Consider the following 23,400-nt stretch of genomic DNA (forward strand, 5'->3'; position numbering starts at 1 on the left):
CGCCCATCGTGCCGGACGCGTCAACCGTCCGGACCGGATCGCGCCGACGCGGCGGCTGCAGCGGGATGAGCTGCTACAGCCGCCGCGATACGCCAGGTCCTACGCCTCCCGGGCAGCGCTCCCCGGAGACTCTCGCCGAGCGCGGACATGCGCGTCGATGTTCTCCGCCAGCCGCCGTTGATGCTCCAGCGTGGAGTGCTGGTAGATCAGCTGGGCCTTCTGCGAGGAGTGCCCGGCGCGGACCATCAGGTCCTTGAGCTTGGCGCCGGTGTCGGCTGCGAGGGTGTTGCCGGTGTGCCGCAGGTCGTAGAACCGGAAGGCCGACGGCAGCCCGACCGTATCCCGCGCCCGGCGCCACCTCCGTCCGAACGTGGAGCGCCGGAACGGTGCGCCCTTCTCCCCGACGAACAGCAGCCCGTCCGGCTCCTTCGCCGCGAACCAGTCCAGGTGCCGCCTTACGTCGACCGCCAGGAAGCCCGGCAGCACGACGATGCGCTTTCCGGCCTGCGACTTCGGATCACCGGTGACCCGACGGCCCGTGGTCAGCTCGGGTGAGGCGCGGCTGATCCGCAGCACCACGACCCCGTCGTCCACGGTGACGTCCGGCCGCCGCAACTCGGCCTGCTCCTCCGGACGCAGGCTGGCGAAGGCAGCGAGGTAGACCATCAGCCGCCAGCGCGGACCGACCGCGTCGGCCAGGGCGTCGACCTGCTCGATGGTGGCGACGGGCCGCTCGTCCGCCTCCTCCTTGCCTGCGCCCTTGATCCGGCAGGGGTTGCGGCGGATCAACTCGTCGTCCGCCGCGGTCTGGAGGATCGCCTTGAGCAGCCGGTACGCCTTGGCGACCGTCGTCGCGGCCCCGGTCACCTCCAGCCGCTCGGCCCGCCAGGTCCGCACCCGGGGCGGGGTGATCTCGTCGAGGTCCCACTGGCGGAAGCCGGGCAGGACGTGGAGCCGCAGCAGACGCCGGTACAGCTCCTCGGTGGTCGGCGCCAACCCGCGCTCCGCGACCCAGCGCACGGCGTAATCCTCGAAGTTGACGGCGCCCGCGTCGGGATCGGTCCAGTCCCCGCGGGTGAGGTCGGCCTCGATCTGGGTGAGCCACACCTCGGCGTCCGTCTTCGTGTCGAACGTCTCCGGTGCCCGCCGCTCCAGGCCGTCCGGAGCACGGTAGCGGGCCTGGAATCGGCCGGACGGCAGCTTGCGGATGGCGCCGAAGCGGCGCCGGGTCGGCTTGGGCATCAGGCGGCCCTCCCGTACGACGAGCGCGCACGAACGCGGGTGTGGCGGCGGGTGACGGGCTGGACCGTGTTGGCCTCGACGTAGGCCTCCAGTACGGCTTCCGACAGGCGGACGTGGTGGCCGACCTTGACGAAGGCGATCCGCCGCTCGGATATGAGGCGGCGGACGAAGCGCTCGCCGGTGCCGAGGCGCTCGGCGGCCTCGGCGACGTTCAGCAGGCGTTCAGGCATGGGCGACCGCCTCGGTGGCGGCGGCCAGGGCGGGGAGGTGGTGCGGGGATGGAGCGGTTGGGCGCAACACAGGGCTCCTTCTCCGGTCGGCGCGGGGTGGCAGCCCCAGTGATGCCGGCCGGTTGTTCAGGGATGGGCGGAAGCCGTGGAGGGCTTTCGGAGGGACGTCATGTTGTACCTCGTGAAATGCGTTTTGGGAAACGGCATTTTCGGGTGTACAACGCGGCTGCGTAAATGCGGGAGCAGGTCGCAGCCCGGACGGTAGCACCGAATCCCGGATGAGCCCTGAACTAACCCAGAACGGACAACCCGGACTCCACGACAGGGCGTTGACCTGGCCGGACCTCTGGTTTGGACGATCCGTGATCTACGGCTACGGTGCGGGCCCATACGCCGCAAGGATTTCCCCGCTGACTTCTCTCGAAAAGCAGAGCTATGTATGGACTGTTCGAACGGGGTGTGGTTTAACTGTCGTTCCCACCGTCCATAACAAGAAAGGCCCCCGGCGCTGAGAACGCCGGAGGCCGAAGCAGAAACCCCGTCCGCCCATCCCTGAACGGTCCGCCAGCACGCCGGGGCTGCCACCCCGCATGGCCCGCTGACAAGGAGCTCTGTGCATCACCCTACGACCCCGCGCCCCCGCCGCGCACTCCACTTCGGCCGCTCGGCCCCGAAGGCGGGGTGCTGAGGCATGGCCCGGATACGCACCATCAAGCCCGAAGCCTTCGCCTCGGAGTCCCTGGCCGCGGTGTCCCTGTCGGCCGAGCGGACCTTCTTCGGCCTGCTCACCCAGGCCGACGACCACGGCCGCTTCCGCGACCAACCCGCCGTCATCGCCGGGCTGCTGTGGTCGCTCCGCCCCGACCACGGCCCCCTCGGCGTCGAGGACGACCTCACCCAGCTAGCCGCCGCCGACCTCATCTGCCGCTACGAAGGCGACGACGGCAAGCGCTACCTCCACGTCATCACCTGGCACCGCCACCAGAAGATCAACCGCCCCAGCGGAGTCCGCGCACCCGCCTGCCCCCGCCACGAGGCTGCCGGGAGCAGTGAGCCGTCACGGCAGGGTCAACGAGCCCTCCGTGAGGAGTCGGTGAGCCCTCACGGAGTCCTCGCCGAGGGCTCGCGGCAGACGCACGAGCCCTCACCGAATCGCGAACCAGCAGGTCAAACGGGATTCAGCAAGCCTTCACCGAGGGCTCACGGAGGACTCAGTGAGCCCTCGATGAGCCCTCAGGGTCCGGATCTAGGACCTAGGATCCTGGATCTAGGATCAATCCCTTCGGGGGGCGCGAGCGCCCCCGCGCCCGTGCCAACCGTCTCGGCGAAGCAGCTCATCGGCGAGTACGTCGCGGCGTGCGCCCACCGCCCGCCGGAGAAGGTCCTCGGGCACCTCGGCCGGGAAGTCCACCAGCTCCTGGGCGAAGACATCGCCGCCGACCACATCCGCGCCGGACTGGACCGGCTCCGGACCAAGGGCTTGAGCCCGAGCGTCCTGCCGAGCCTGGTCAACGAAGCGATGAACGCCACCCCGCCGCAGGCCAACCCCCGCACGCCGCACCGCGCATGGACCAACCCGGCCGACATCGAGAACGCCTACGGCGGTGACCTGTGACCACCACCACCCACGAACCTCGCACCGCCGCAGGCGCGGTGAACCGTTGCGCGGCCATCCTCGCTGCCCGAGGCATCGACCCACGAGCCGAGGTCGTCCGGGAAGCGGAACCGGTCGCAGCGCTGCAGCTCGCCGACGCCCGCATCCCGGCCCGCTACCGCCACGCGCTCGCCGACCACCCGCGCGTCACCGCCTGGACCGGCGAGATCGCCCACGCGGGCAGGCCAGGCCCCGGCGGGGCACCCGGCATCGCCACCGGCCCGTCACTGCTGATCGCAGGCCCCACCGGCACCGGCAAGACCCACCAGGCCTACGGCGCGATCCGCGCCCTCCTGGCTGCCGGTGTCCGGCTGCGGTGGGAAGCGACGACCACCGCCGACCTCTACGCCGCCCAGCGCCCCCAGCACGGCAGTGACCCCGAGCAGCAGCTCTGGCGCCTGGCCCGCAGCCCGCTCCTGCTGCTGGACGACCTCGGCGCAGCCAAGCAGTCCCCGTGGACCGAAGAGTTGACCTACCGCCTGGTCAACCACCGCTACAACCAACTCCTGCCGACCCTGGTCACCACCAACCTGCCCGTCGCCGAGCTGCGCGACGCCGTCGGCGACCGCGTCGCCTCACGCCTCGCCGAGATGACCGAACGCGTCATCCTCACCGGCCACGACCGCAGAAGGCACACCGCCGGATAACGGGCACCGGGCCGCCCCGCCCGCCTTGACTCTCCCACCTCGCTCTTCCGCTGACGCCTGCCCTCGCGCGGAAGCAGAACCCACACCGGAGTTCCCGCATGCCCCCGAACACCCCCGCCACAGCCCACCAGGCAACCGCCTGGGACCGCGCAGCCGTCGCGCTCCTCGGCGCCGCCGGCTGCACCCTGTCCTACGACGCCCTCCAGCAGATCGCCATCGCCATCCACATACGCCCCGCCCTGACCTACCTCTTCCCTCTGGTCATCGACGGCTTCATCGCCTACGGGGTGCGCGCACTCCTCGTGCTGCGCAACGCACCCTTCCGCGCCCGCCTCTACATCTGGACCCTCTTCGCCACCGCCACGTTGGCCAGCGTCTGGGCCAACGCCCTCCACGCCATCCGCCTCAACCAGCAAAGCCACGCCACCGGCCTCCACCTGGACGACACCACCGTCGGCATCCTGTCCACCATGGCCCCACTCGCCCTCGCCGGGGCCGTCCACCTCCACATCCTCATCACCCGCCACGACGCGCCCACCGCCGAAGCCCCAACATCCCGACCAGCGGAGGTGTCGGAGCTTCCGGAACGGGCGCCCGAGTCCGACGTGCCGCGCGCACAGGACCCCACGCCCGAGGCAGATCCGTCGGTTGAGGAGCCGCCCGCGGAACATGCACGCGCCGAGGAGCGCCCCGCCGTAATACCCGACAAGTCCGTCCGCCGAATCGGCCGCCCGCCGAGCGCCGAACTCGACGAACTCCTCACCCTGGTCCGCCCCGTGTTCGCGGTGCACGAAAACCCCACCCGGAGCGTGGTCCGCGACCACGTCCACGCCTCCGGTCACACCATCGCCGAGGATCGCCTCACCCACGTCTTGGCCCTCCTGCGCCGCGAGCGACACGGCCACTGACCGGAACTTTCCGCAGGTCAACCGGCGGACCAGCCACCGTGGTCCGCCCCTCCGGTCACCCCGGCGACCGAGCGCGGACCGCGCCACGGAAACACAGCGGGCGCACGGAATCAGGTGGCCGGAAGGGGGTGGGGTCACGGATACCTCATCCAGTCCCGGACTGGCTGCCGGGGACCTTCCCACCCACCCCCCGTGGCCGCGAGTCCCTCACGATCTCCGTCCGGCCCAACACCGCGCACCGTATCCGCCACCACCGACAACGCCCTCGAACCACCAGCCCCCAAAAGGAGAACCAGCCCGTGCGAGACCAGCACCACGAAACTCCCGACCACCGCCCCGAACAGATACGGGCCAACCCAGCTCCGGGCGGAGCAAGGTATGGCGCTGGACCGTCCAATGGCCGGTCCCACGCAGGCTCCTCCGCCCCGGGGGTGGCGGAGGATCTCCGGCGCCAGGGGGCACCGGAGGGGGAAGCCGATGCCGAGCCGTCGAGCCTGATGCGTGCCGCTGCTGAAGCCGCCGTTCGCCGTACCGCGCGACGTCGCCGCCGCGACGGCACCCAGCGCACCTTCCGTGTCGACGTCCGCTACAGCCAAGCCGAGCACCACGCCATCAAGACCAAGGCAAAGGCCATGGAGATCGCCGGCGCACACCTGGTCGGCGCGGTCGTCATGGCCTTCGTCGAAGGCACCCAGCCCCTGCCCGGCCGCCGCACCGAAACCGACGACCTCATCGACGAACTCGTCGCCCTGCGCGCCCAGGTCGCCAAGATCGGCGGCAACGTCAACCAGATCGCCCACCGCCTCAACTCCGGCGGCCAGCCGCATCCGGCCGACACCGCGCTCCTGGCCCAGGCCGAACACACCGTGCAGAGCGTCCGCAAGGCCGTCGCCGCTATCGAAACGGCCGCGCACCAAGCGGCCAGCCGGAAGGCGGCCTGATTGATCGCGAAGATCACCCGAGGCAAGGCCATCCGCCGCCTGCTCGGCTACCTCTACGACACGGTGAAGGCCAAGGACCACACCGACCCGCACCTGGTCGCCTCATGGGACGGCTTCGCACCCGACCCCGGCCGCGACCAGGACCCCAAAGCGGCCATGAAGCAGCTCACGGGTTCCCTCGAACTACGCCTGAACCAAGCCCGTGGCAAAGGCCAGAGCGTCCCCGAGCGGCCGGTGTGGCAGTGCTCGGTCCGCGCCGCCCCCGAAGACCCCGTGCTCACCGACGAGCAATGGGCCGACATCGCCCGCCGCATCGTCCACGCCACCGGCATCGCACCCGACGGCGACCCGGACGGCTGCCGCTGGGTCGCCGTCCGCCACGCCGACGACCACATCCACATCGCCGCCACCACCATCCGAGGCGACCTGCGAACCGCCCGCCACTGGAACGACTACCTCAGCGCCGACAAGGAACTCGAAGCCGTCGAGCACGACTACAACCTGCGCATCGTCGTACGCGGAGACCGCACCGCAGCCAAACGCCCCACCCGCGCCGAAACCGAGAAAGCCCACCGCATCGGCCATCAGCGCACCCCACGCGAACAGCTCCGCGCCACCATCCGCACCATCGTCGCCGTCTCCACCAGCCCCGAGGAGTTCTTCCACCTCCTCGCCTCCAGCGGCATGAAGGTCGAGCTACTGCGCTTCCCCTCCGGCGACATCCGCGGCTACAAAGTCGCCCTCGACGGCGACACCAACGCCCAAGGCCAGCCCGTCTGGTTCTCCGGCTCCACCCTCGCCCCCGACCTGTCCTACCCCCAGATCCGCAACCGCCTCACCGCCACCGAAGCCCCGCCTGTCAGCCCGCGCCGGGCCAACCCCTGGCACCAGGCCACCGCAGCCACCGAACGCATCCCCCACCACCTCGCCGGCACCGACGACGCAGCTGCCCAAGCCCACATCACCGCGTTCGCCGAAGCCCTCGACGCACTCCCCTTCTATGCCCCCACGGAGCTGCGCCCCCAGCTCCGCCAGGCAGCCCTCGACTTCGAACGCGCCAGCCGCTCCCGCATCCAAGCCGACCACCACCACGCCCGAGCCCTACGAGGCGCCATCCACACCATCGCTCGCCAACCGGTAGGCGGTGACGGCGCGGGCATCGCCATGTTCCTCGACGCCGCCATCCTCGCCGCCATGGCAATTCAGCGCTGGCACGCCGCCCGCCACCACAACCAGCAAGTCGAAGCCACCCGCCGCACCCTCGCCGACCTCCAAGCCGCCTACGACCAAGCCGCACAAGCGCCATTGGCCGCGCTCACCCAACGCCGCCCACCCCAACCAGCTACCGAACGCCACGCCCAACGCATACGCCAGACCATCCCCACCCACGCCGACCAGATCCTCAACGACCCCACCTGGCCCGCCCTCGCCACCACCCTCACCGACGCCCAAACCGCTGGCCACGACCCCACCCAACTACTCCACCAAGCAGCCGACCAACGAGCCCTCAACGACGCCCACTCCCCCGCACAAGTCCTCACCTGGCGCCTCCAACGCCTCACCCAACGCCCCGCACTCAGCCCCCGAGCCCGCGCCGCCCAAGCCCGCAGCTCGGTTGGAGTCACTGGTCAGCGGCAGGATCGATCCGGTCGGCAGGCCGTCGCGCCGAGCCACCCCCGCCGAAGCCGGTGATCGCCAGTGGTCGGCCGTGGGTCCATTCCCGCGGGTGCGGGGAGCAGTGGTTCGTGCCGACGCCGTACTCCGCGGCCGCGGGTCCATCCCCGCGGGTGCGGGGAGCGGTAGGTCGAGGACCCGGCGGTGCCGCTGCTGGCGGGTCCATCCCTTCGGATGGGAGAGCACTCCGACTGACCTGTGGGTTTTCTACGGGGTAAGCCTGCTTTGAATCAGGTTCGAAGGTTGCAACAAAAAGGCACAACACCCACAAAGTTGGCCGCCAACTTCCCAGTCCACAGGCTACGACCGCCAAGACAGGCCCACTCGACCTTCACGCGGAACACCGGCTAGAGCCCAACCGCGACGGCGGCAGCGCCTGCAAGCGCTACTCAGCACCACATACGGCAGCAGTTCCAGCGGTATGCCACAACCAGTCGCAGTCAAACACGGAACACGACACGTCGCGCACCGAGGTGTGGACGGCCATGACCGTCGACCACGCCGGGCCGTTCGGCACGCACCAACAGGAGACGGCCTCTGATCACCATTCGGATCAGAGGCCGTTCTCGTCTTTCGTGGAAATATGAGGGCATTTCATTCCAGTATCGCGCCTACCGCCCTCGCCATTCCTTATAGGAAGTACTTAGCGGCGTACTGGAATACGGAGGAAGACCATCACCAAATGAGCGCAGCTTGTCGTACGCCTTCTTCAACTCGCCCTCGCTGTTGAAATATCCAAAATTCGTCGCCATGACCAGGACATCTTCTATCGTAATCACTTGGAGGTTGCGTTCTGCCGCCAAAGCCTGACCGCCCTGATCATCGATCGCAACGTACACCTCATGCCCGAGATCCTGGTAGTGAACACCGTGGGCAACGACTACTGCTTCTCCAAGGTCCTTGCCGTCGCGGAGAGCATCCTCAAGTTGGCGGCCTCGAACATCCTCGAACACTTCCACGACTCGGGTCGGCGCCGTTAGCGCCTCGATCGCCGGGAGAACCCGTATATGCTCGCTCTGCTCCAGCTTGGCCCACCGCAGCGCAAGACCCTGATACTTCCTGTCTTTTCTAGCCACCTCGTCACAGACCTCTTGCGGCACGAGAAGAGACAACGACGCTCTCTTGAGGACGTCCACGAGAAGACGATTGAGGTTAGCGCCAGCAAAGTGCACGCATATGACTGCGTCAAGGATGCAAAGCAGCTCTTGTTGGTCCGAGGGAGCACCCTCCCCGGATGCTCCCTCGTGGTTCTCGGGCAAGCTCCCCCACCCCTCGACGTCCCCTGTTTGCGAGCTACCTTACTCGTCCTGAGCCAGCCCGCGAGCAACCAAGCGCGATAGGTTGGCACGCTTAGCATTGGGCGGATTAGGAATAATCCCAGCCTCCCTCAGTTTTACCTCAGCTTCTTCGGGCTTACGCCCTTCCAACATAGCCAAAGCCCGCACCCCGATGAGATTCCGCCGGTACGCCTCCACTGCACGTTCCAGGATGCGCCGTGGTGCCCGCACGGCTGAAGCTGCTTCCTTCTCCAGCTCGTACGCCGGACCCCAACCATATCGCTGAGCCAAATGAGAACCACTTGGTCCCCACAGTTCCTTTTTCTGCTCGGGGGAGATCATCCCCATTGTTTCGAGTTGGATGAGGACCACCGGGAAGCTAACCCGAAAATGCCGGGCAAGCAACGCAGCCGTACGCTCACTCACCGGTCTCTGCTCAGGAATCTGCTCAGTGGCAAACCACGCCCTAATGCCTTCCTCTGGTGCCAACAGGTGACGAGCAAAGGCGTCACAGCGCCTCTCACCAGGTGTTCTCCCGTCGTCCAGCTCGTGGACTTGAGCACCATCGTTCCAGAGCAGGTGGCCGAGTTCATGAGCAAAGCTGAACCGCTGCCGTTCAGGTACGTCACACGCTCGGACAGCGATGAGTGTCGTGTCACGAGCTGGATCAGTGGCCGTGAAGCCATCTGCAGTGCTTGGCAAATCCAAGACTGCTGTATCAACCCCGGTCAGTTGCTCAATCAACTCATCGACATCAGCGATGGGCGCACACCCGAGATCAAGTGCTGCCCGCACCCGATAAGCAAGCTCCCTAGCCTGCTGTTCCCGTGGGAGATGATCTTCAGGGAGTGACAGGCGACCGTCCGGCTTGCGTTGCTGTGTTGCGGAGAGTCCGCCTAGCTTGTCCAGGCGAGCGTCTAGCTCCAAAAGTTCGAGGGTGCGCCGAAGTGCAGCCTCACGTTGCTCCTCGTCGACCTCGTTGAGTCTCGCCGCGATCTGAACTCTCTCGCGGACTGGATCACCGCTGGTCAGCAGCCGTACGGGGATGTCGAGGGCAACTGCCAGCCGGTCCAACTCGGCGAGCGTGACGTTGGCACGAGCACCCTGTTCGATGCGGGTCAGAGTCGGTTGGGAGAGCTGTGCGCGTGCGGCGAGTTCCCGCTGGTTCAGCCCAGCACGCTCGCGTTCGCGTCGGATCCGCTCCCCCACAAGCACGAGATCCATGTAGCACCTCCTTCTTGAATCTATTTTACTGACGTGATTCAGGATGGCCAGTCGTATGTCTATCACCATGCGGTGACAAGACACTGCGTACCGCAGTAGCCCAATCGGACGAAGCGAGAGCCGCGCTCGCGGCCGGGGTCCATCCCCACGGGTGCGGGGAGCAGCCTGTGACCAGGCGTTTTCAGACGCTGAGGCCGGGACCATCCCCGCGGGCTCGGGGAGCGGGACGGCTCTTGGGACGTCTTCGCCGGCCAGTTGGGTTCATCCCCGCGGGCGCGGGGAGCAGTGGTTCAACTCCGGTGGTGCCCCGCCCGGAACAGGTCCATCCCCCGCGGGTGCAGGAAGCAGTCTGCAGGGGTGGTGTCCGCCCCGATGTTGATGGGTCCATCCCCGCGGTGCGGGGGCAGTCCGATGAAAATCGGGCCAGCGGGCGCGACGTCGGGTCTATCCCCGCCGGCGCGGGGAGCGGGTCGCCGAACGCTACAAGCCCGAGTACGACCTGGGTCCATCCCTACGTCTGCGGGGGGCAGCGCGAGCAGCTGCATCATCAGCGTCGTTTTGCCAGGTCCATCCCCGCGGTGCGGGGGCAGGGCTTGAGGCGGTCGTACGGCACCGTTGCGTCGGGTCCATCCCCGCGGGCGCGGGAAGCAGGAGGCGATGGTGTCCCACATTTTGCGGATGCCAGGTCCATCCCCGCGGGCGCGGGGAGCAGCCTCGTTCACCCGCGGGTTCGCTCGAAGGCCAACCTGATTCTGGCCAACTGCAACGAACGGCGAAACCCCGTTTTCCACAGGCACCCATGTGCCTCGGACACGCCTCTCAAAGAATCCCCTCCCACTTCCAGGGCCGAGGGCCGCAACGTCCTCGCAGACAATCCACACGGTGTTTAGCCTGATCGCTCCATCGGGGACGGGTAGCCGCGTGCTGGGCAGCGTAAGTGACCAGGCGGAGTTCGCGGGTGCGGGCGAGCGTGTCATAGCCCTGCCACTCTGTAACGTCGCGCCCATACAGCGCGCAGAAACGGGCGTAGTCGTGTTCGGTGACGGCGCCGGTCGTCCTGGTGCGCACCGCCGTTGAGGTGAGGTCCCACTCTGGCGGCCCGACGGAGAACCGTTCCAGGTCCATCAGCAGGCGGTCACCGCTGACGCGCACGATATTGCCGGGCCAGGCGTCGCCGTGGACAGCGCATTCGGGCAGTCCCGACGGAAGGCCGACATCCCAGCGCTGGGCGAGTTCGTCGTGCAGGTCGAGGAGCCAGCGGCGGTCGCTGTCGGGAAGCGTGGTGGCGGCGATGAGGCGTTCCCGTACGCGCACGAAAGGGTCCAGACGGCCAATCGCGAAGTCGGGCTGTGGCAAGGCGTGGAGGTCCCGCAAGGCCAGGGCGACATCGTCGATCGTGCCGTGGGTGTGGGACGGGACCTCCTCCCAGAAGGTGATGACGTGTCCGGCTCGTTCAAGGGGCTGCTCGACATCGAGGGGCGCGACCGCACGGACGCCGTTGTCGGCAAGCCAGCGGGCAACGCGTATTTCTCTCAAGGCCGTGGCCAGCCGGTCCGGCGGTGCGATCCGTACGACCACTCCTGAGACACGCCATATCTGATTCTCAGCAATCCGTACGGGCTCGGCCCCCCGCGAATCAATGCCGACCGCGGCGCACGCTTCGTCGAGCGCCGCGCGGCCGCGTTCCGACGTGCTCGTCATGCATGCAAGCTAGCGCCGATCCTCTCCCGCAGGGCAAGCGCCTCCGGGAGCTTCGGGTGACGAGCCGAGAAGCGTCCCAGTTCGCGCAAGTCCTCTGCCGCCCGGCGCGAGGTCAGCCCGCCGCTGAAGTCCAAAGCGCGGTGGCCGATCGACGCGGCCTCGCGCGGGTCGCCCTTGAGCATGACCAGCGCGGCGAGCTTGGTGCACGAGATCGCCTTGGACCGGACGAATGCCGGCGCGTGCCCCCGTACAGCACTTTGGAACCGCTCCGCGGCCGGCGTCGGATCGTGACCATCCACTCCCACCGCGAGGTCCCAAAGGGCGTGCGCGGTATCTCCGTTGTGCTGGGCTTCGTCGTAGTAGGCCATCCACGGTGGTTCCTCGGCGGGACGGCGCTGGGCGAAAGCGTCGTCGGCCGCGCCCACTGCGGACAGCGTTTCCTGGACGTTGTGCAGCTTCGCGAAAGCCCGTGCGCGGGCGGTGTGCAGCATCGCCCGCTCCGAAGCGGTGAGCCGGTCGGATCGGACCAGCCCCTTCTCCGCGTTCGTCAGCCCGTCGTCGCCGTCGCCGATCCAGATCGCCTGGCGCGCCAGGAAGGAGTATCCCTTGGCCCGGAGGTGCCAGTGCTTGCCCTCTTCCGCGCACTCGACCGCGACTTTGAAAGCGACACGAGCCTCCTCGTGCCGGCAGACGTCGAACTGCGAGGCCCCGGCGACGAGTCCGAGCCGAGCAAGGGCGGCAAGGAAGTCGGCTCTGAGCCGGGGCGGACAGTCAGCGGAGAGCAGGCTGACTGCCCAGCGCATGCAGTTGCCTGCCAACTCCCCGACCAGGCCGCCGCTGCCGTGCGAGTTGTCCCAACCTTGAAGCACGTTGGCGATGTCGAGGAGTTGGTCGATCTCGTTCCTGGTGATCCGTTCGGGGACGGGCGGCGGGGCCACAGGGCTGAGGAGGCGGGTCAGCTCCAGCGGAGCGAGGGTGGCAAGGCTGCCGACGGCGAGGAAGGCACGACGTTCCACAGGCTCAGGACTCCTGTTCGGCGCAGTTGGGTCACCTCCCCCCAGCATGCGCCCCCGATGTGCCCTCCGGGTTCCCTCCTCTTGCCCTCGGCCCAATGAATCCGCATCAGCGCGGCATTTATCCGCATCGCCAAAGGTCATTCCCCACGCGCGAGCGAACAGCCCGCCCGTCTCCAGGACTTCGTCCAGCCGCGCAGCTAAGTCCTCCGGGCACCGGTATTCGCCGCGCTCGATCTTCAGGACGACATCCACGCTGACCTGCACCCGAGCCGCAAGCGCGCCAGCGGTCTTGAAGCCGCAGGCCTTACGGCGCAGGCGGATCTCATGGCCGTACCACGCCTCCGGTGAGGCGGTCGGGTCGAGGACCTTCTCCGGCTGCGGCATACGCGCTCCTGCCTCCCGATGAGGATTCCCGCCGGTATCCACATCGCCCTCTGCCCGCTCGGCTTCCGGGCTGTCTCAATGGTTGCTGACCGCTGCTGAACCAGTACACACCGCAGCCGGATTCCCGTGGGCGGGTTTCCGGGCAACGAACTGGACTTGCCATGACGAACCTTCTTGAAGCCGCGCCGCCAGGAGCACGCAGCACTGCTCAGAGCGGCCCCGGGCAGTTGCTGATCGAGCTGGAGCTGCCAGCCAAGTCCATCCACCACGCCAAGACGATCGCGCGGGAAAACGTCTGCCTGTGGGGCCTGGACGAGCTGGCGACGGACATCGGGCTCACCCTCGCAGAGCTGCTGACCAACGTCATGCGTCATGCGGCGCCGCCGACCGGTCACGGGCATCCCAAGGTCGGCCGCTGCCTCGTCCAGCGCGTCCCCGGAGGGATCGTGGTGATCGTCCACGACGACGATCCCACGCTGCCGCAGGAGCGGGAGGTCGACGTGAACAGCCTCGACGGCCGCGGCCTCATGCTCGTGCGCGCGCTCGCCGCAGACGTGACCGTGGTGCCGAGCCCGACGGGGAAGGACATCGTCGCCGTCTTCACGTCCTCTACCGATTCGGTACGCGCCGAACAGGACTCGCTGAAGTGACGGATTCCGTGTCCTTGCCGCCCGCCGGCCGCCGAACGCGTAAGGCACCCGGTCGCCTTCACCAGGAGCCCGAGGCGGTGACCTGGGCGAGGGAGAAAGCAGGCCTGACCAAACGGGCCTTGGCCAGCCGGCTCGGGATATCCGAGCAGCTCATGGGCGAGATCGAGAGCGGCTGGCGGAGCGCCACCCCCGCAAACCTGATGAAGATCGCCGACGCGCTGAACTGCCCCTTGGTGCTCCTTGAGCGCAAACGCTCCGGAACCACTTCGAGCCCCGGTATCCCGTCCCCGTTGGCGGCCGAGGCCTGTACGAACCCGCCCCTACATCGTCCTGATCTGGAGACGCCATGCTGACTCCTCGCGACTTCCCCGGCCTGGAAGCGGCCTACCTGGCCCTGCTGACGCAGGTCAGCGACGATTTCGAGTTCCGCATAGCGCCGCGCGGCAACGACGCCCGCGAAGTGATCGGCGTCGGTTTCCGGCTGCCGGACCCGCGGCAGCGCCTGCCGTATCTGGCAGCCCGCAGGGTCAACCCGGTGTTCCATTTCGCCGAGGCGCTGTGGCACCTGGCCGGACGCCGGGACCTGGAGATGATCGGCTACTACGCGCCGTCGATGGCATCCAGCTCACGCGACGGCGTACACATCAACGGCTCGTCGTACGGGCACCGCATCCTCACCCCGGCCACGGGGGCGGACCGTTCGGCGTTCGACCGCGTACTGGAGCTGCTGAGGCGCGAGACCGACAGCAAACGCGGCTTCCTGCCGGTGTTCACCGCCGACGAGCTGGCCGTCGACGGCAACCCGGACATGGCGTGCCTGGCCGCTCTGCACCTGCTCCCGCGGGACGGACAGCTCCACATGGTCTGCACGATGCGGGCCAACGATCTGGATCGCGGGCTGCTCTCGGACGTCTTCTCGTTCACCATGTTCCAGGAGTACGCCGCCGTCCAGCTCGGCCTGGAGCTGGGCTCCTACACGCACCACATCGGCTCGGCGCACATCTGCGACCGCGACGCCGAGCGGGTCCGGCAGGTTCTCGACGAGGCCACTCAGCGGGCGGCACCCCTGCACTTCGAGTTCCCGCCGATGCCTGCCACGACCACACCGGCGACGATCGCCCGGGTCCTGGAGCACGAGGAGGGTCTGCGTACCAACGCCGTCTCCTACCGCGTCGCCGACATCGAAACGATGGGCCTGGACCCGTACTGGCAGCAGGTCCTGCTGCTGTTCGAGGTGTACCGGCAGATCGTCCACGAGGACCCCGACCACGTCGACCCCCAGTTGCTGGACCCGCTGTGGCCGGGCCTTCGCTGGCTGCTCGGCCGCAAGTGGCCGGCCTGTGCCACTGCGGCGGACACCCGTTGACCAGGAAGCTGCCCCACAGCGGTGCCGTGGTGGACGGGGTCGACTGGACCCGCTGGTCGGTGATCCTGTGCAAGCCGGACGCCGGCGAGCGCGGGCTGAACGACACCGTCCTGAGCCGACTCGCCCTGCCGGGAGTCGAGTTGTCCGGGCGGTGTGAGGTGATCGTCGAGGCATGGCAGATCCACGTCCACTACTGGGATCTGCTAGTGGACAAGGACTGGTTCCCTGACCGCGACATCCCGGCCTGCCTCGACGCGGAGTACGTCGGCCGGACCGTCACCGTCGCCCTCGCCTACGGGCCACCCGGCGTCCACCCGCGGCTTCGTGCTGTCCTCGGCCACTTCGACCCGACCCGCGCAGCCGGGGGCACAATCCGCGGCGACCACGGCGACGACTCCCTCGACAAAGCGCTCGCCGAACACCGGCTCGTCCGCAACCTCGTCCACACCTCCGACGACGCCGAAGCCGCCCGCCGCGACTTCGGTACCTGGTACGGCGCCGCACGCCGCGACCTGCTCATCCCACGTCCGCGTACCACGGCGTGACGCCTACTTCCCCTCATGTGAAGGAGCCTCCATGGACACCGCCGGGACGACCAACACGCGCCACGCACTGCCGATCCTCGACTCGGGACAGATCAGCGCTCTCAAGCCCGCCCTGGCCGACGTGATCGAATACCGCAAGTCCGGCCTGTCGCTGAACTGGATCGTGGGCTGCCCCCTGGAGTGCGGGTATTGCGTCCGCCACCTGTTCGACAACTTCGGCATGAAGGTCCCTCGCCGCCTGATGAGTGACGAGCAAGCCGTCCAAGCGCTGGTCGGCCACCGTTACTTCCGCCCGCACAGCACGCCCATCCAGCTCCTCAACCGCGCCACCGACCCGATGCTGCCGGTGGTCAAACCGCACCTGTTCACCGTCCTGCGCGCGCTGGACGCACAGGAGCTGACCAACCACGTCCTGGTCATCACCCGCTGGCGCGTCACCCCCGAGGACTGCGCCGCCCTCAACTCCTTACGCCACCTTCGAGTGACCGTCCTGGTCACGCACTCCGGCATCGACCACCAGGGCATCGAACCGGTCGACTCGCGTATTGGCGCCGACAGCCTGCGCACCCTGTTCGAGCACGCCGAGCGGTACCGCACGGTGCTGTACTGGCGGCCCATCGTGCCCGGCCTCAACGACTCCGAGGCCCACCTGCACCGCGCCCGCGAACTGTCCGCGTACGCCCACGCGACAGTCTTCACCGGCCTGTTCTTCCGCCAGGAGATCGCCGACTACTACCAGGCCCACGGCCTGCCGTTGCCGTATGAGGACACCGCACGCCGCAAGATCATGCCCGAGCAGGCGGAGCAACGAATCCTGGACTACTTCCACACCCCGGAAGCCGCCAACGCCCAGTGGGGCGCACTGTTCCGCAAGACCAGCTGCGCTGTGGCGTACGCCCACGGGGAAGCCGACTACAACGGCCACTACGGCATCCGCGAGCTCTGCGACATTTGCCCGTCCGAGCAGATCGCGCGCTGCGCCGGCGCCTGGGTACGACCGGGCCTCGCCCAGGTAACCGCCGACGCGCGCGCCCTCGGGGCAACCGGCCCCGTCGAGATCGACGAACGCGCCATCATCGTCGAAGGCCTGGACGAACCGCCGCGCTACTTCCTCCAGCACGGCTACGGCTTCCAGTGCCACGACCGCAGCAAGCCGCACCACCACCGCCTGCACGGACGCGCCCCAATCGGATGGCCCGGACCGGCGGAGAACGGAACCGCCCCGTGAACTACAGCGCCTGGCCGGCACTGTTCGTCGTGGACGTCGAGGGCAACGGCGCCAGCCCGCCCGACCTAGTCGAAGTCGCCGCGCTCCCGATCCAGGACGGCCAGCCCGACACCTCCACCGCCGGGGCGTGGCTGATCCGCCCACCCCGGCCCGTCACCCCGCGCGCCGCCCACGTCCACGGCCTGACCAACGACCGCCTCGCCACCGCACCCCCGTGGGACGACGTCTCCGGCGCCGTCCACGACCTCCTCGGCACCGCATGGATCTGCGCCCACAACGCCCACACCGACTACCGCGTCCTGACCGCCCACCTGCCCGACTGGCAGCCCACCGGAGTCCTGGACACCCTCCGCCTGGCCAAGACCACCCACCCCGACCTGCCCGGCTACAGCCTTGACGCCCTCATCACCCACCTCACCCCCGACCTGAGCGCCGCGCCCGCGGCGGGCCGGCACCGCGCCACCTTCGACGCCTACGCCACCGCCCAACTGCTCATCTCCATGGCCGCCCACTACCCCACCTGGGACGAACTCGTCACCGCAGCCGTCCCACCCAGCCTGCCCGGCGCCCCACAACCCGAAGAGGACCCAACCCTGTGGTGACCCCCGCCCCCAGCTCCCCGCCCGTCCGTATCGGCATCACCGGAACCCACTCCACGGGCAAAACGCTGTTGCTGAAGCGGATCGAGATGGAGCTACGCAGCCATGGCATGACCGTGGCCCGTACCGGCCGCTTGGCCAAGCGCGCCGCCGCCCTCGGACTCCCGAAGATGCACCACCACACCGCCACATCGACCGAGTGGATCATCTGCCAGGGCATCGCCGACACTCTCGCTGCCGAGACCCAGTGCGCGGACGTCGTCCTCGTCGACCGCGCACCGATCGACGCCCTCGCGTACTACGGTGCCGCCCTGGAGTACCGCAACGAGCGAGCCGAGCCCCTGGAGCACGAACGGCTACGGCTCCTCGCCGCCACCCAGCACCCCACCTTCACCTTGCTCCTGGCAACCGTCCTCGACCCCGACATCCCCGCCTCGGCCACCGACGGCCACCCGTACGACCCCCGCTACCGCACGTTGGCCGACGCCCACGTCCACACCCTGCTCGCCGAAGACCACCTCGACCACGTACGCGTCACCAGCGACCCCGCCGGCGTCGACGCCGCCATCGCGCAGGCAGTCAGCCTGTGCCTGGAGGCAATCGCCCCGTGACCGCCGACCCAGCGACGAACCCGCCGGCCGCCCACAGGGTATGGACGATCGCGCGCATCCAGAACACCCTCACGAGCCCCGTTCTCATCCGCCGCTTCCTGCTGGACATCAGCCACGCCCCCGACCACCAAGTCATGAACGTCTTCACCGCATGGCAACGCGTCGCGGCGACCATCGAAGCGAACACCTCCGGTGCGACCACACCTGCCGGACAAGGAGTGCCGTCCACGGACCATCGGAGCTGCAACGCCGACCATGAACGCGGTTGACCCAGCCACTCGGGCGGTGCCCCCGCCGAGAAGTCACCGCGTAGTACCGCACTGCCTCCTCCCCGCGGACCCGCAGGGAGCGGGACTCCCTGGCGATGTGCGGGGCGAACCGGCTCTCCCCTGCACGAGGAGCCGCTGCTAGCTGGGCGGTGTGGGTAATCCCCTCGGGCGTGGGGAGCAGCCTCCGCAGCACGGCGACGTGGTCAAGCAATGGGGTCCATTCCTGAGTGTGCCGGGAGCAGTCGCGGTCCGTGTCCCGATACGCGCATCAGCCCCCTCGGCCGATGAGCCGGGTTTAGCTCTGATTGTCCGACTGGGCCGGTAAGTTTCTCTCCAGTCGGCCAAGGCGAGAGGACCGCCAGTGGGTACAGGCAAGGCAGAGAGGTCGGATGCCGGTGGCAGCGCCGGAGCGGGAGGCTTCGACTACCAGCACCGCGTGGCGGCGTGGCTTGCTGTTACTGCCTTGGCTGGCACCGCTGCGCCCGCCGTCCGGGGCCTGTGGACCGGGTCGGTGCAGCAGATTGCGTGCGAGACCGGGGAGCCCGTCGATGACTGCCGGGTAGACACCTCCGATGGGATCACCCTGGTCCTGCAGGCAAAACGGACCATCGGCATGTCCGTCCTGGTAACTAGCGAAATGGCCAAGACGGCCGCACAGTTCGTACAGCAGCACCTGCTGCCGGGCCACGCGCATGAACGTCTGGTCCTCGTCACGTCCTCCGAGGCGTCAGGAACGGTGAGAGTCGATCTCGCCCAAGCCCTGAACCGACTCCGTGGCGAGCCCGTCGAAAGAGACGTGACCTCCCTGGGCCTCAACGCCGCCAAGATCGCCGCCCATGACAAGTTCGCGGCGCATGTCCGCCGGGCCTGGGAGAAGGAGCGAGGCGCAGCGCCGTCGGCTGCCGAGCTCCGAGCATTTTTGGCCTGCTGCTATGTCTGGATCCTTGATGTGGAGTCCGGCGGCCAGGCGGAGCGCGAGGCTCTGGGTCTGCTGCGCATGACCATACTCAGCGATGCCGCTCAAGCGGAGGCCGCTTGGAACGTGCTCCTCAGTGCCTGCGCACAATTGGCAATCACGCATTCCGGCACCGATGCGACACAGTTGAACGAGGAACTGTCGTCGGCCGCCATTGCTCTGGCTACGGCCAAGGATTTCACCGCAGATGTGGAGCTCTTGACGAAGTTCACGAAGCAGGCTCTCGACGAGTTGGGCCACGGGCTCACCACCGTTCCCACACCACACGATCCGGTGGCAATCGAGCGCAGTATGACGACTGGGCTGGATGCGCGCTCACAGGACGAGTCGTTCCTCCTCGTGGGTGAGCCTGGGGCCGGTAAGACAGTGGTCCTACATGGGTTGGCTCATGAGGTGGCTACTCAAGATCGACCTTTGGTCTTCATACAGGTCAGTAGCCTTGCTGCTACGAGCGTCGGTGAGCTTCGCACGGAGTTGGGACTGCAGCATTCTTTCGTCGATGTCCTGGCCGAGTGGACTCCCGGCCATACGGGTCTATTGATCATCGATGCTTTGGACGCGGCACGAGCAAACGCTTCAGCCGGACTGTGGCGGACCGTCATTGACAATGTCCGTCGGCAATTGCCCCGCTGGCGAGTGGTTGCCTCGATCCGCACATGGGACCTGCAACACTCCAGCCGCCTGCGCGCCCTTTTCCCAGGCGACCCAGTAGTGGTGGGGGACCTGACAGACGACGAGTTGAAACAAGTCAGTGATGCCTTTCCCGCGCTGAAGAGGATGCTAGACCATGCCTCCGAGCAGCAGGGACGACTGATGCTCAACACCTTCAACCTTCGCCTGGCTGCTGAACTCCTACTGGAAGACTCGTCAGCATCAGATCTTCGCGGGGTCGACAACAGGCTGGATCTTCTGGACCGCTACTGGCAGGCACGCGTTTCGGACGGCGTTGGCGGTTCCGCCAGGGAAGCTCTGCTGGTTCAGCTGATCACGGTAGCGGCACGGGACAGGAGGCTGGCTGTACCCGCCCAGACAGTGCTGGAGGGCGATATCGCGGCGGCCACTGTCCTGGACAGCCTCCTTTCCCGCTCCGTTCTCACTCGCGTACCGCTTACCGTGGGGAACCCTGCACGTGGGCCGATTCAGTTCGCGCACCATGTGCTGTTCGACTACGCCGTGGGGACGGTCTACTTCGATTCCTTCAGCGACGGTCTGACGGAGTGCTTGCGGGCAGATCCGGACCTGCTGCTCTTCGCCCGACCCAGCATCGACGTGTACCTGCAGCTGGCGTGGAAACAGGGGGCAGTCCCGTTCTGCACACTTGCGTTGGAGCTAGTGGCCCCGCCATCGCCGAGCATGACGGCACCGGCGATCGCAGACGTGGTGGTCCGCAATTGCATCAACGCCGCAGAAATCGAGCCGCTGCTCGCCGGCGTTCCGGACAGTACTGTGGAGCTGAAGCGACTGCTGGGGGCGATCGCCGTCGTCGTCTCCATCAGGATCAAGGAAGGCCGTCTCGCGAACCCGGGCGTGTGGGCGAATGCAGCTGAGCGGCTTTCCCGCACACCCGAGCACGCCGGCTCCGCACTGGGTGTCCTGGTCACCGACTTGGCATCCCACCGCACGATCCTCACTGTGGCGTCCCTGCAACAGTGTGGCTTGGCCGCGCGGCGCCTGCTGGAACATATCTGGACTCAGCCACCCACTCTGTGGGCGCGACTGGCCATCCCCGCAGTGGTCCAGACAGCTAGCAGCGATCCGCAGGCAGCCGAAACGCTACTCAGGCGCACCCTGGAATCACCGCAACTGCAGGACCGGGGCTACAACGACCTTGGCGCCCTGACCGACAAGGTCCAAGAGCTGATAGAGCTGATGCCCACATTCGTGGAAGACCTCTATGTCACAACGCTCAGCCATGAAGAGAACTCTTCCGCAGTCACACAGATGGGCTCGGGCGCCGTCCTGACGTTGCTGTCCAACCGCCGACAGGACTTCGACGCAGCCAAGTATCCCCTGGTCCAGTACTTCCCCGACCTCCTGCGAACCGATTCCCGACGCGCCCTGTCCATCCTCACCCGGCTGAGCACCCTCGGACATTCCCAGCCGACAGAACACCAAATGATCGTGGGCGGTCACGCAGTCACGATCCAGGAGGACGGCTCACACCTGACGGATTTCGGCACCAGCTACAGGAACGACGACCCCGCGGCCCTGTTCGGCGCCCTTCAGGACTTCGCGTCGAAGGCTACTCTCGCGCAAACCCGGGCACTGGTTGAGGCGTTGACGGCGGCCCCTCAGGCTGCCGCCGTGTGGCGGCGTGTCCTGTTGTCCGCATCCCACAATCGCATCCTCGCCGACGCCCTGTTCAGCGATCCGGCAACCCTCGTGACGAGGCTACTCATCCCCGAGCTCGCCGGACCCGCAGCCACACTGACAAGAGCACTGCATCCCACGCTACGAGGTACAGACGCGGCACGACTCGAGGCCGCCGTACTCTCGCTGAAGCCCTCCAGCGCCGACGATGGCAGCCAGGACTGGGACCGCGAGGATCGCCGGTACCGGATGTTCCTCAACGCCCTCTCCGCAGAACACCTCACCGATCAGTCCCTGGCCCACGACCACGACCCCCAGGCCGCAGTCATCGATCACGAGGACGACGATCTGGCCTGGCCCAGCCTGGATCCGACACCGGTCGCGGCCAGCGGCGACCCTACAGAAAAGACCGTGCAGACCCTGTGCAACGAAGTCCGCCGGTTCACCGACCTCTATCTCAACGGCGCCCCAACGCCGGAGGAAATCACTTCCTGCGTCCCGGCCGTCACCGCGCTTGAGGCAGCTCTAAGTCAGACATCTTCCGCAGGAGTGCGCAACGAAGCAGAAGACCTCCTCGCCAAGGCAGCCGAGATCTGGACACGCACCACCCACGCACCACCATCAACCCTGGACCGCGCCCGGTCCATCCTGCTGTCGCTGAAGAGCAGCCCACGTCCTGAGCCGACAGATCAGAACGCCAACTACACCATGCTCATCCCGCAAGGCCCGCGCACCGAGGCAGCCCGTGGACTTGGGCAGCTGTGCCGGATGCCCGAGCACTACACCGCGGAGGTGGGCGAGGCGATCCTCGAGCTTGTTGCGGATCCTGTCGGACAGATCCGGCACACTATTGCCGTAGTAGCACCATTTGTCGCACGCAGCGCCCAGGACACAGCCTGGGAACTCCTCGAACTGCTCGCCCATCAGGAATCGGACGACGCCGTCCTGAGCGCAACGGTCGAGGCCGCGGGCTTGCGCATGGGCGACAGACGCCGAGGTACACAGCTCCTCGCCCACGTTGCGGCTCGCGTGAACCCAAGCGAAAGTCACGAGTCCGCTGCCGCAACCTGCGCAACTGTTGCCGCACTTCTCTGGGTCTATGACGCCATACCAGAAGCCAGAACGCTGCTCGATCAGATGACCGGCAACTGGTCGGGGCAAAGTACCTGGTCAAACTCCCTCCACATCCTCCGCTCTCAAGAGGCTCTCACCCACAATGACCCCGCCGTCCGCAAGCGCGCCCTAGATTTCATGCACGAGCTCGCCGAGCCGGCACTCCGCTCGACCCAGGAAGCGATCAGGCGCGCAGACCAGCTCACCGACAGCGAGAAAGAGCAGTTGAAAGCCGAACTGCAACTGCTCGACAGCATCGCCTTCCAGCTCTTCTCGGGCAGCGGAGCCATCGACCGGGAATCCACGCCGCCCACATTGGACCAAGTCAGGCTCATCGACGAAGCCGACCCAGTGATCCAGATCCTGGCGCAGGTTCCCGCCGCACCCGTCACCCACCACGTGGTCGAGATCTACGAATACGTCACCGACCACCGCCCACAAGAAGCTCTCCTGGCAATCCGCGACATTATCAAACAGGCTGGTACGCAAGACGGATACACCATGGATCCGATGGGCCTGGGCACCTGCGTAAAATTCGTGGAACGTATCCTGGCCGACCACAGGAACATCCTGCACGCACCGGAGAACCTCACCGCCCTGCGGGAAATCTGCGACGCTTTCATCGACGCCGGATGGCCCCAAGCCCACCAACTCGTCTTCGGAATCGAGCAGATCTTCCGCTAGATGAAAATTCTGCCGGTAGCGTCAAGTCCGCACTCAGCGGCAATGTTCATGGACCGCGACGTGATCAGGCGGTACTCCGACCGGCTCTTCGGTCGGAGTACCAAACACCTCGAAGACAACCCGCGAGACATCCAGGACGCACGTCGGCTGC

Annotated in this window: 20 protein-coding genes; 14 read left to right on the plus strand and 6 right to left on the minus strand. The window is 67.4% G+C overall.

The window, feature by feature from the left end:
* Nucleotides 1-99 precede the first annotated feature (99 nt).
* Nucleotides 100-1,242 carry a site-specific integrase gene (locus OG900_18570; protein ID WUH91911.1) on the minus strand — a complete coding sequence of 381 codons (1,143 nt, stop codon included), beginning with the start codon at nucleotides 1,240-1,242 and terminating at the stop codon, nucleotides 100-102.
* On the minus strand, nucleotides 1,242-1,472 hold the full coding sequence (locus tag OG900_18575) for an excisionase family DNA-binding protein (protein ID WUH91912.1): 231 nt from the start codon (nucleotides 1,470-1,472) through the stop codon (nucleotides 1,242-1,244). The genes OG900_18570 and OG900_18575 overlap by 1 nt, the downstream gene beginning before the upstream one ends.
* A gap of 691 nt (nucleotides 1,473-2,163) precedes the next feature.
* Here OG900_18575 and OG900_18580 point away from each other — a divergent pair.
* The 5 genes from OG900_18580 (at nucleotide 2,164) to OG900_18600 (ending at nucleotide 7,314) form a co-directional block, all read left to right on the plus strand.
* Nucleotides 2,164-3,087, plus strand: coding sequence for a hypothetical protein (locus OG900_18580; GenBank protein WUH91913.1), 924 nt, complete (start codon nucleotides 2,164-2,166; stop codon nucleotides 3,085-3,087).
* Between the two features lie 56 nt (nucleotides 3,088-3,143).
* Nucleotides 3,144-3,773 carry an ATP-binding protein gene (locus tag OG900_18585; protein WUH95824.1) on the plus strand — a complete coding sequence of 210 codons (630 nt, stop codon included), beginning with the start codon at nucleotides 3,144-3,146 and terminating at the stop codon, nucleotides 3,771-3,773.
* Between the two features lie 98 nt (nucleotides 3,774-3,871).
* Nucleotides 3,872-4,681, plus strand: a complete 810-nt coding sequence (locus OG900_18590) for a DUF2637 domain-containing protein (GenBank protein ID WUH91914.1) — start codon at nucleotides 3,872-3,874, stop codon at nucleotides 4,679-4,681.
* Between the two features lie 299 nt (nucleotides 4,682-4,980).
* Nucleotides 4,981-5,622 (plus strand): MobC family plasmid mobilization relaxosome protein, encoded by a 642-nt coding sequence (locus OG900_18595; protein ID WUH91915.1) that lies wholly within the window; start codon nucleotides 4,981-4,983, stop codon nucleotides 5,620-5,622.
* Nucleotides 5,623-7,314, plus strand: a complete 1,692-nt coding sequence (locus OG900_18600; protein WUH91916.1) for a relaxase/mobilization nuclease domain-containing protein — start codon at nucleotides 5,623-5,625, stop codon at nucleotides 7,312-7,314.
* A 593-nt stretch (nucleotides 7,315-7,907) separates the two neighbouring features.
* On the opposite strand, the gene OG900_18605 is transcribed toward OG900_18600, so the two are convergent.
* The 4 genes from OG900_18605 to OG900_18620 all read right to left on the minus strand — a co-directional run bounded on the left by OG900_18605 (nucleotide 7,908) and on the right by OG900_18620 (nucleotide 12,898).
* Nucleotides 7,908-8,432, minus strand: coding sequence for a hypothetical protein (locus tag OG900_18605; protein ID WUH91917.1), 525 nt, complete (start codon nucleotides 8,430-8,432; stop codon nucleotides 7,908-7,910).
* A gap of 162 nt (nucleotides 8,433-8,594) precedes the next feature.
* Complete coding sequence (locus tag OG900_18610) at nucleotides 8,595-9,797, minus strand: XRE family transcriptional regulator (protein WUH91918.1); 1,203 nt, start codon at nucleotides 9,795-9,797, stop codon at nucleotides 8,595-8,597.
* An 819-nt stretch (nucleotides 9,798-10,616) separates the two neighbouring features.
* Nucleotides 10,617-11,498, minus strand: a complete 882-nt coding sequence (locus OG900_18615) for an aminoglycoside phosphotransferase family protein (protein WUH91919.1) — start codon at nucleotides 11,496-11,498, stop codon at nucleotides 10,617-10,619.
* Nucleotides 11,495-12,898, minus strand: coding sequence for a helix-turn-helix transcriptional regulator (locus OG900_18620; protein ID WUH91920.1), 1,404 nt, complete (start codon nucleotides 12,896-12,898; stop codon nucleotides 11,495-11,497). The genes OG900_18615 and OG900_18620 overlap by 4 nt, the downstream gene beginning before the upstream one ends.
* A gap of 161 nt (nucleotides 12,899-13,059) precedes the next feature.
* On the opposite strand from OG900_18620, the gene OG900_18625 reads away from it, so the two are divergent.
* The 9 genes from OG900_18625 to OG900_18665 all read left to right on the plus strand — a co-directional run bounded on the left by OG900_18625 (nucleotide 13,060) and on the right by OG900_18665 (nucleotide 23,249).
* Nucleotides 13,060-13,548 (plus strand): ATP-binding protein, encoded by a 489-nt coding sequence (locus OG900_18625; protein WUH91921.1) that lies wholly within the window; start codon nucleotides 13,060-13,062, stop codon nucleotides 13,546-13,548.
* 77 nt (nucleotides 13,549-13,625) lie between these two features.
* Nucleotides 13,626-13,901, plus strand: coding sequence for a helix-turn-helix transcriptional regulator (locus OG900_18630; GenBank protein ID WUH91922.1), 276 nt, complete (start codon nucleotides 13,626-13,628; stop codon nucleotides 13,899-13,901).
* Nucleotides 13,895-14,914: a thymidylate synthase gene (locus tag OG900_18635; GenBank protein ID WUH91923.1), complete on the plus strand. Its 1,020-nt coding sequence runs from the start codon at nucleotides 13,895-13,897 to the stop codon at nucleotides 14,912-14,914. The genes OG900_18630 and OG900_18635 overlap by 7 nt, the downstream gene beginning before the upstream one ends.
* Nucleotides 14,911-15,459, plus strand: coding sequence for a hypothetical protein (locus tag OG900_18640; protein ID WUH91924.1), 549 nt, complete (start codon nucleotides 14,911-14,913; stop codon nucleotides 15,457-15,459). The genes OG900_18635 and OG900_18640 overlap by 4 nt, the downstream gene beginning before the upstream one ends.
* Nucleotides 15,460-15,490: 31 nt before the next feature.
* Entirely contained in the window at nucleotides 15,491-16,687 is a 1,197-nt protein-coding gene (locus tag OG900_18645; protein ID WUH91925.1) for a radical SAM protein, read from the plus strand.
* Entirely contained in the window at nucleotides 16,684-17,289 is a 606-nt protein-coding gene (locus tag OG900_18650; protein ID WUH91926.1) for a 3'-5' exonuclease, read from the plus strand. The genes OG900_18645 and OG900_18650 overlap by 4 nt, the downstream gene beginning before the upstream one ends.
* Nucleotides 17,283-17,897, plus strand: a complete 615-nt coding sequence (locus OG900_18655) for an ATP-binding protein (GenBank protein ID WUH91927.1) — start codon at nucleotides 17,283-17,285, stop codon at nucleotides 17,895-17,897. The genes OG900_18650 and OG900_18655 overlap by 7 nt, the downstream gene beginning before the upstream one ends.
* Nucleotides 17,894-18,166, plus strand: a complete 273-nt coding sequence (locus OG900_18660; GenBank protein ID WUH91928.1) for a hypothetical protein — start codon at nucleotides 17,894-17,896, stop codon at nucleotides 18,164-18,166. Before OG900_18655 ends, OG900_18660 begins: the two co-directional genes overlap by 4 nt.
* Before the next feature lie 361 nt (nucleotides 18,167-18,527).
* A complete protein-coding gene (locus tag OG900_18665) occupies nucleotides 18,528-23,249 on the plus strand; it encodes an ATP-binding protein (GenBank protein ID WUH91929.1) in 4,722 nt (1,573 codons plus the stop codon).
* Nucleotides 23,250-23,400 lie beyond the last annotated feature (151 nt).

It is taken from the genome of Streptomyces sp. NBC_00433 (assembly GCA_036015235.1).
In the GTDB taxonomy this organism is placed as follows: domain Bacteria; phylum Actinomycetota; class Actinomycetes; order Streptomycetales; family Streptomycetaceae; genus Actinacidiphila.

Coding starts and splice junctions, on each gene's coding strand:
- OG900_18645 (WUH91925.1), top strand. CDS start 15,491: ATGGACACCGCCGGGACGACCAACACGCGCCACGCACTGCCGATCCTC.
- OG900_18590 (WUH91914.1), top strand. CDS start 3,872: ATGCCCCCGAACACCCCCGCCACAGCCCACCAGGCAACCGCCTGGGAC.
- OG900_18620 (WUH91920.1), bottom strand. CDS start 12,898: ATGCCGCAGCCGGAGAAGGTCCTCGACCCGACCGCCTCACCGGAGGCG.
- OG900_18635 (WUH91923.1), top strand. CDS start 13,895: ATGCTGACTCCTCGCGACTTCCCCGGCCTGGAAGCGGCCTACCTGGCC.
- OG900_18610 (WUH91918.1), bottom strand. CDS start 9,797: ATGGATCTCGTGCTTGTGGGGGAGCGGATCCGACGCGAACGCGAGCGT.
- OG900_18570 (WUH91911.1), bottom strand. CDS start 1,242: ATGCCCAAGCCGACCCGGCGCCGCTTCGGCGCCATCCGCAAGCTGCCG.
- OG900_18580 (WUH91913.1), top strand. CDS start 2,164: ATGGCCCGGATACGCACCATCAAGCCCGAAGCCTTCGCCTCGGAGTCC.
- OG900_18615 (WUH91919.1), bottom strand. CDS start 11,498: ATGACGAGCACGTCGGAACGCGGCCGCGCGGCGCTCGACGAAGCGTGC.
- OG900_18575 (WUH91912.1), bottom strand. CDS start 1,472: ATGCCTGAACGCCTGCTGAACGTCGCCGAGGCCGCCGAGCGCCTCGGC.
- OG900_18625 (WUH91921.1), top strand. CDS start 13,060: ATGACGAACCTTCTTGAAGCCGCGCCGCCAGGAGCACGCAGCACTGCT.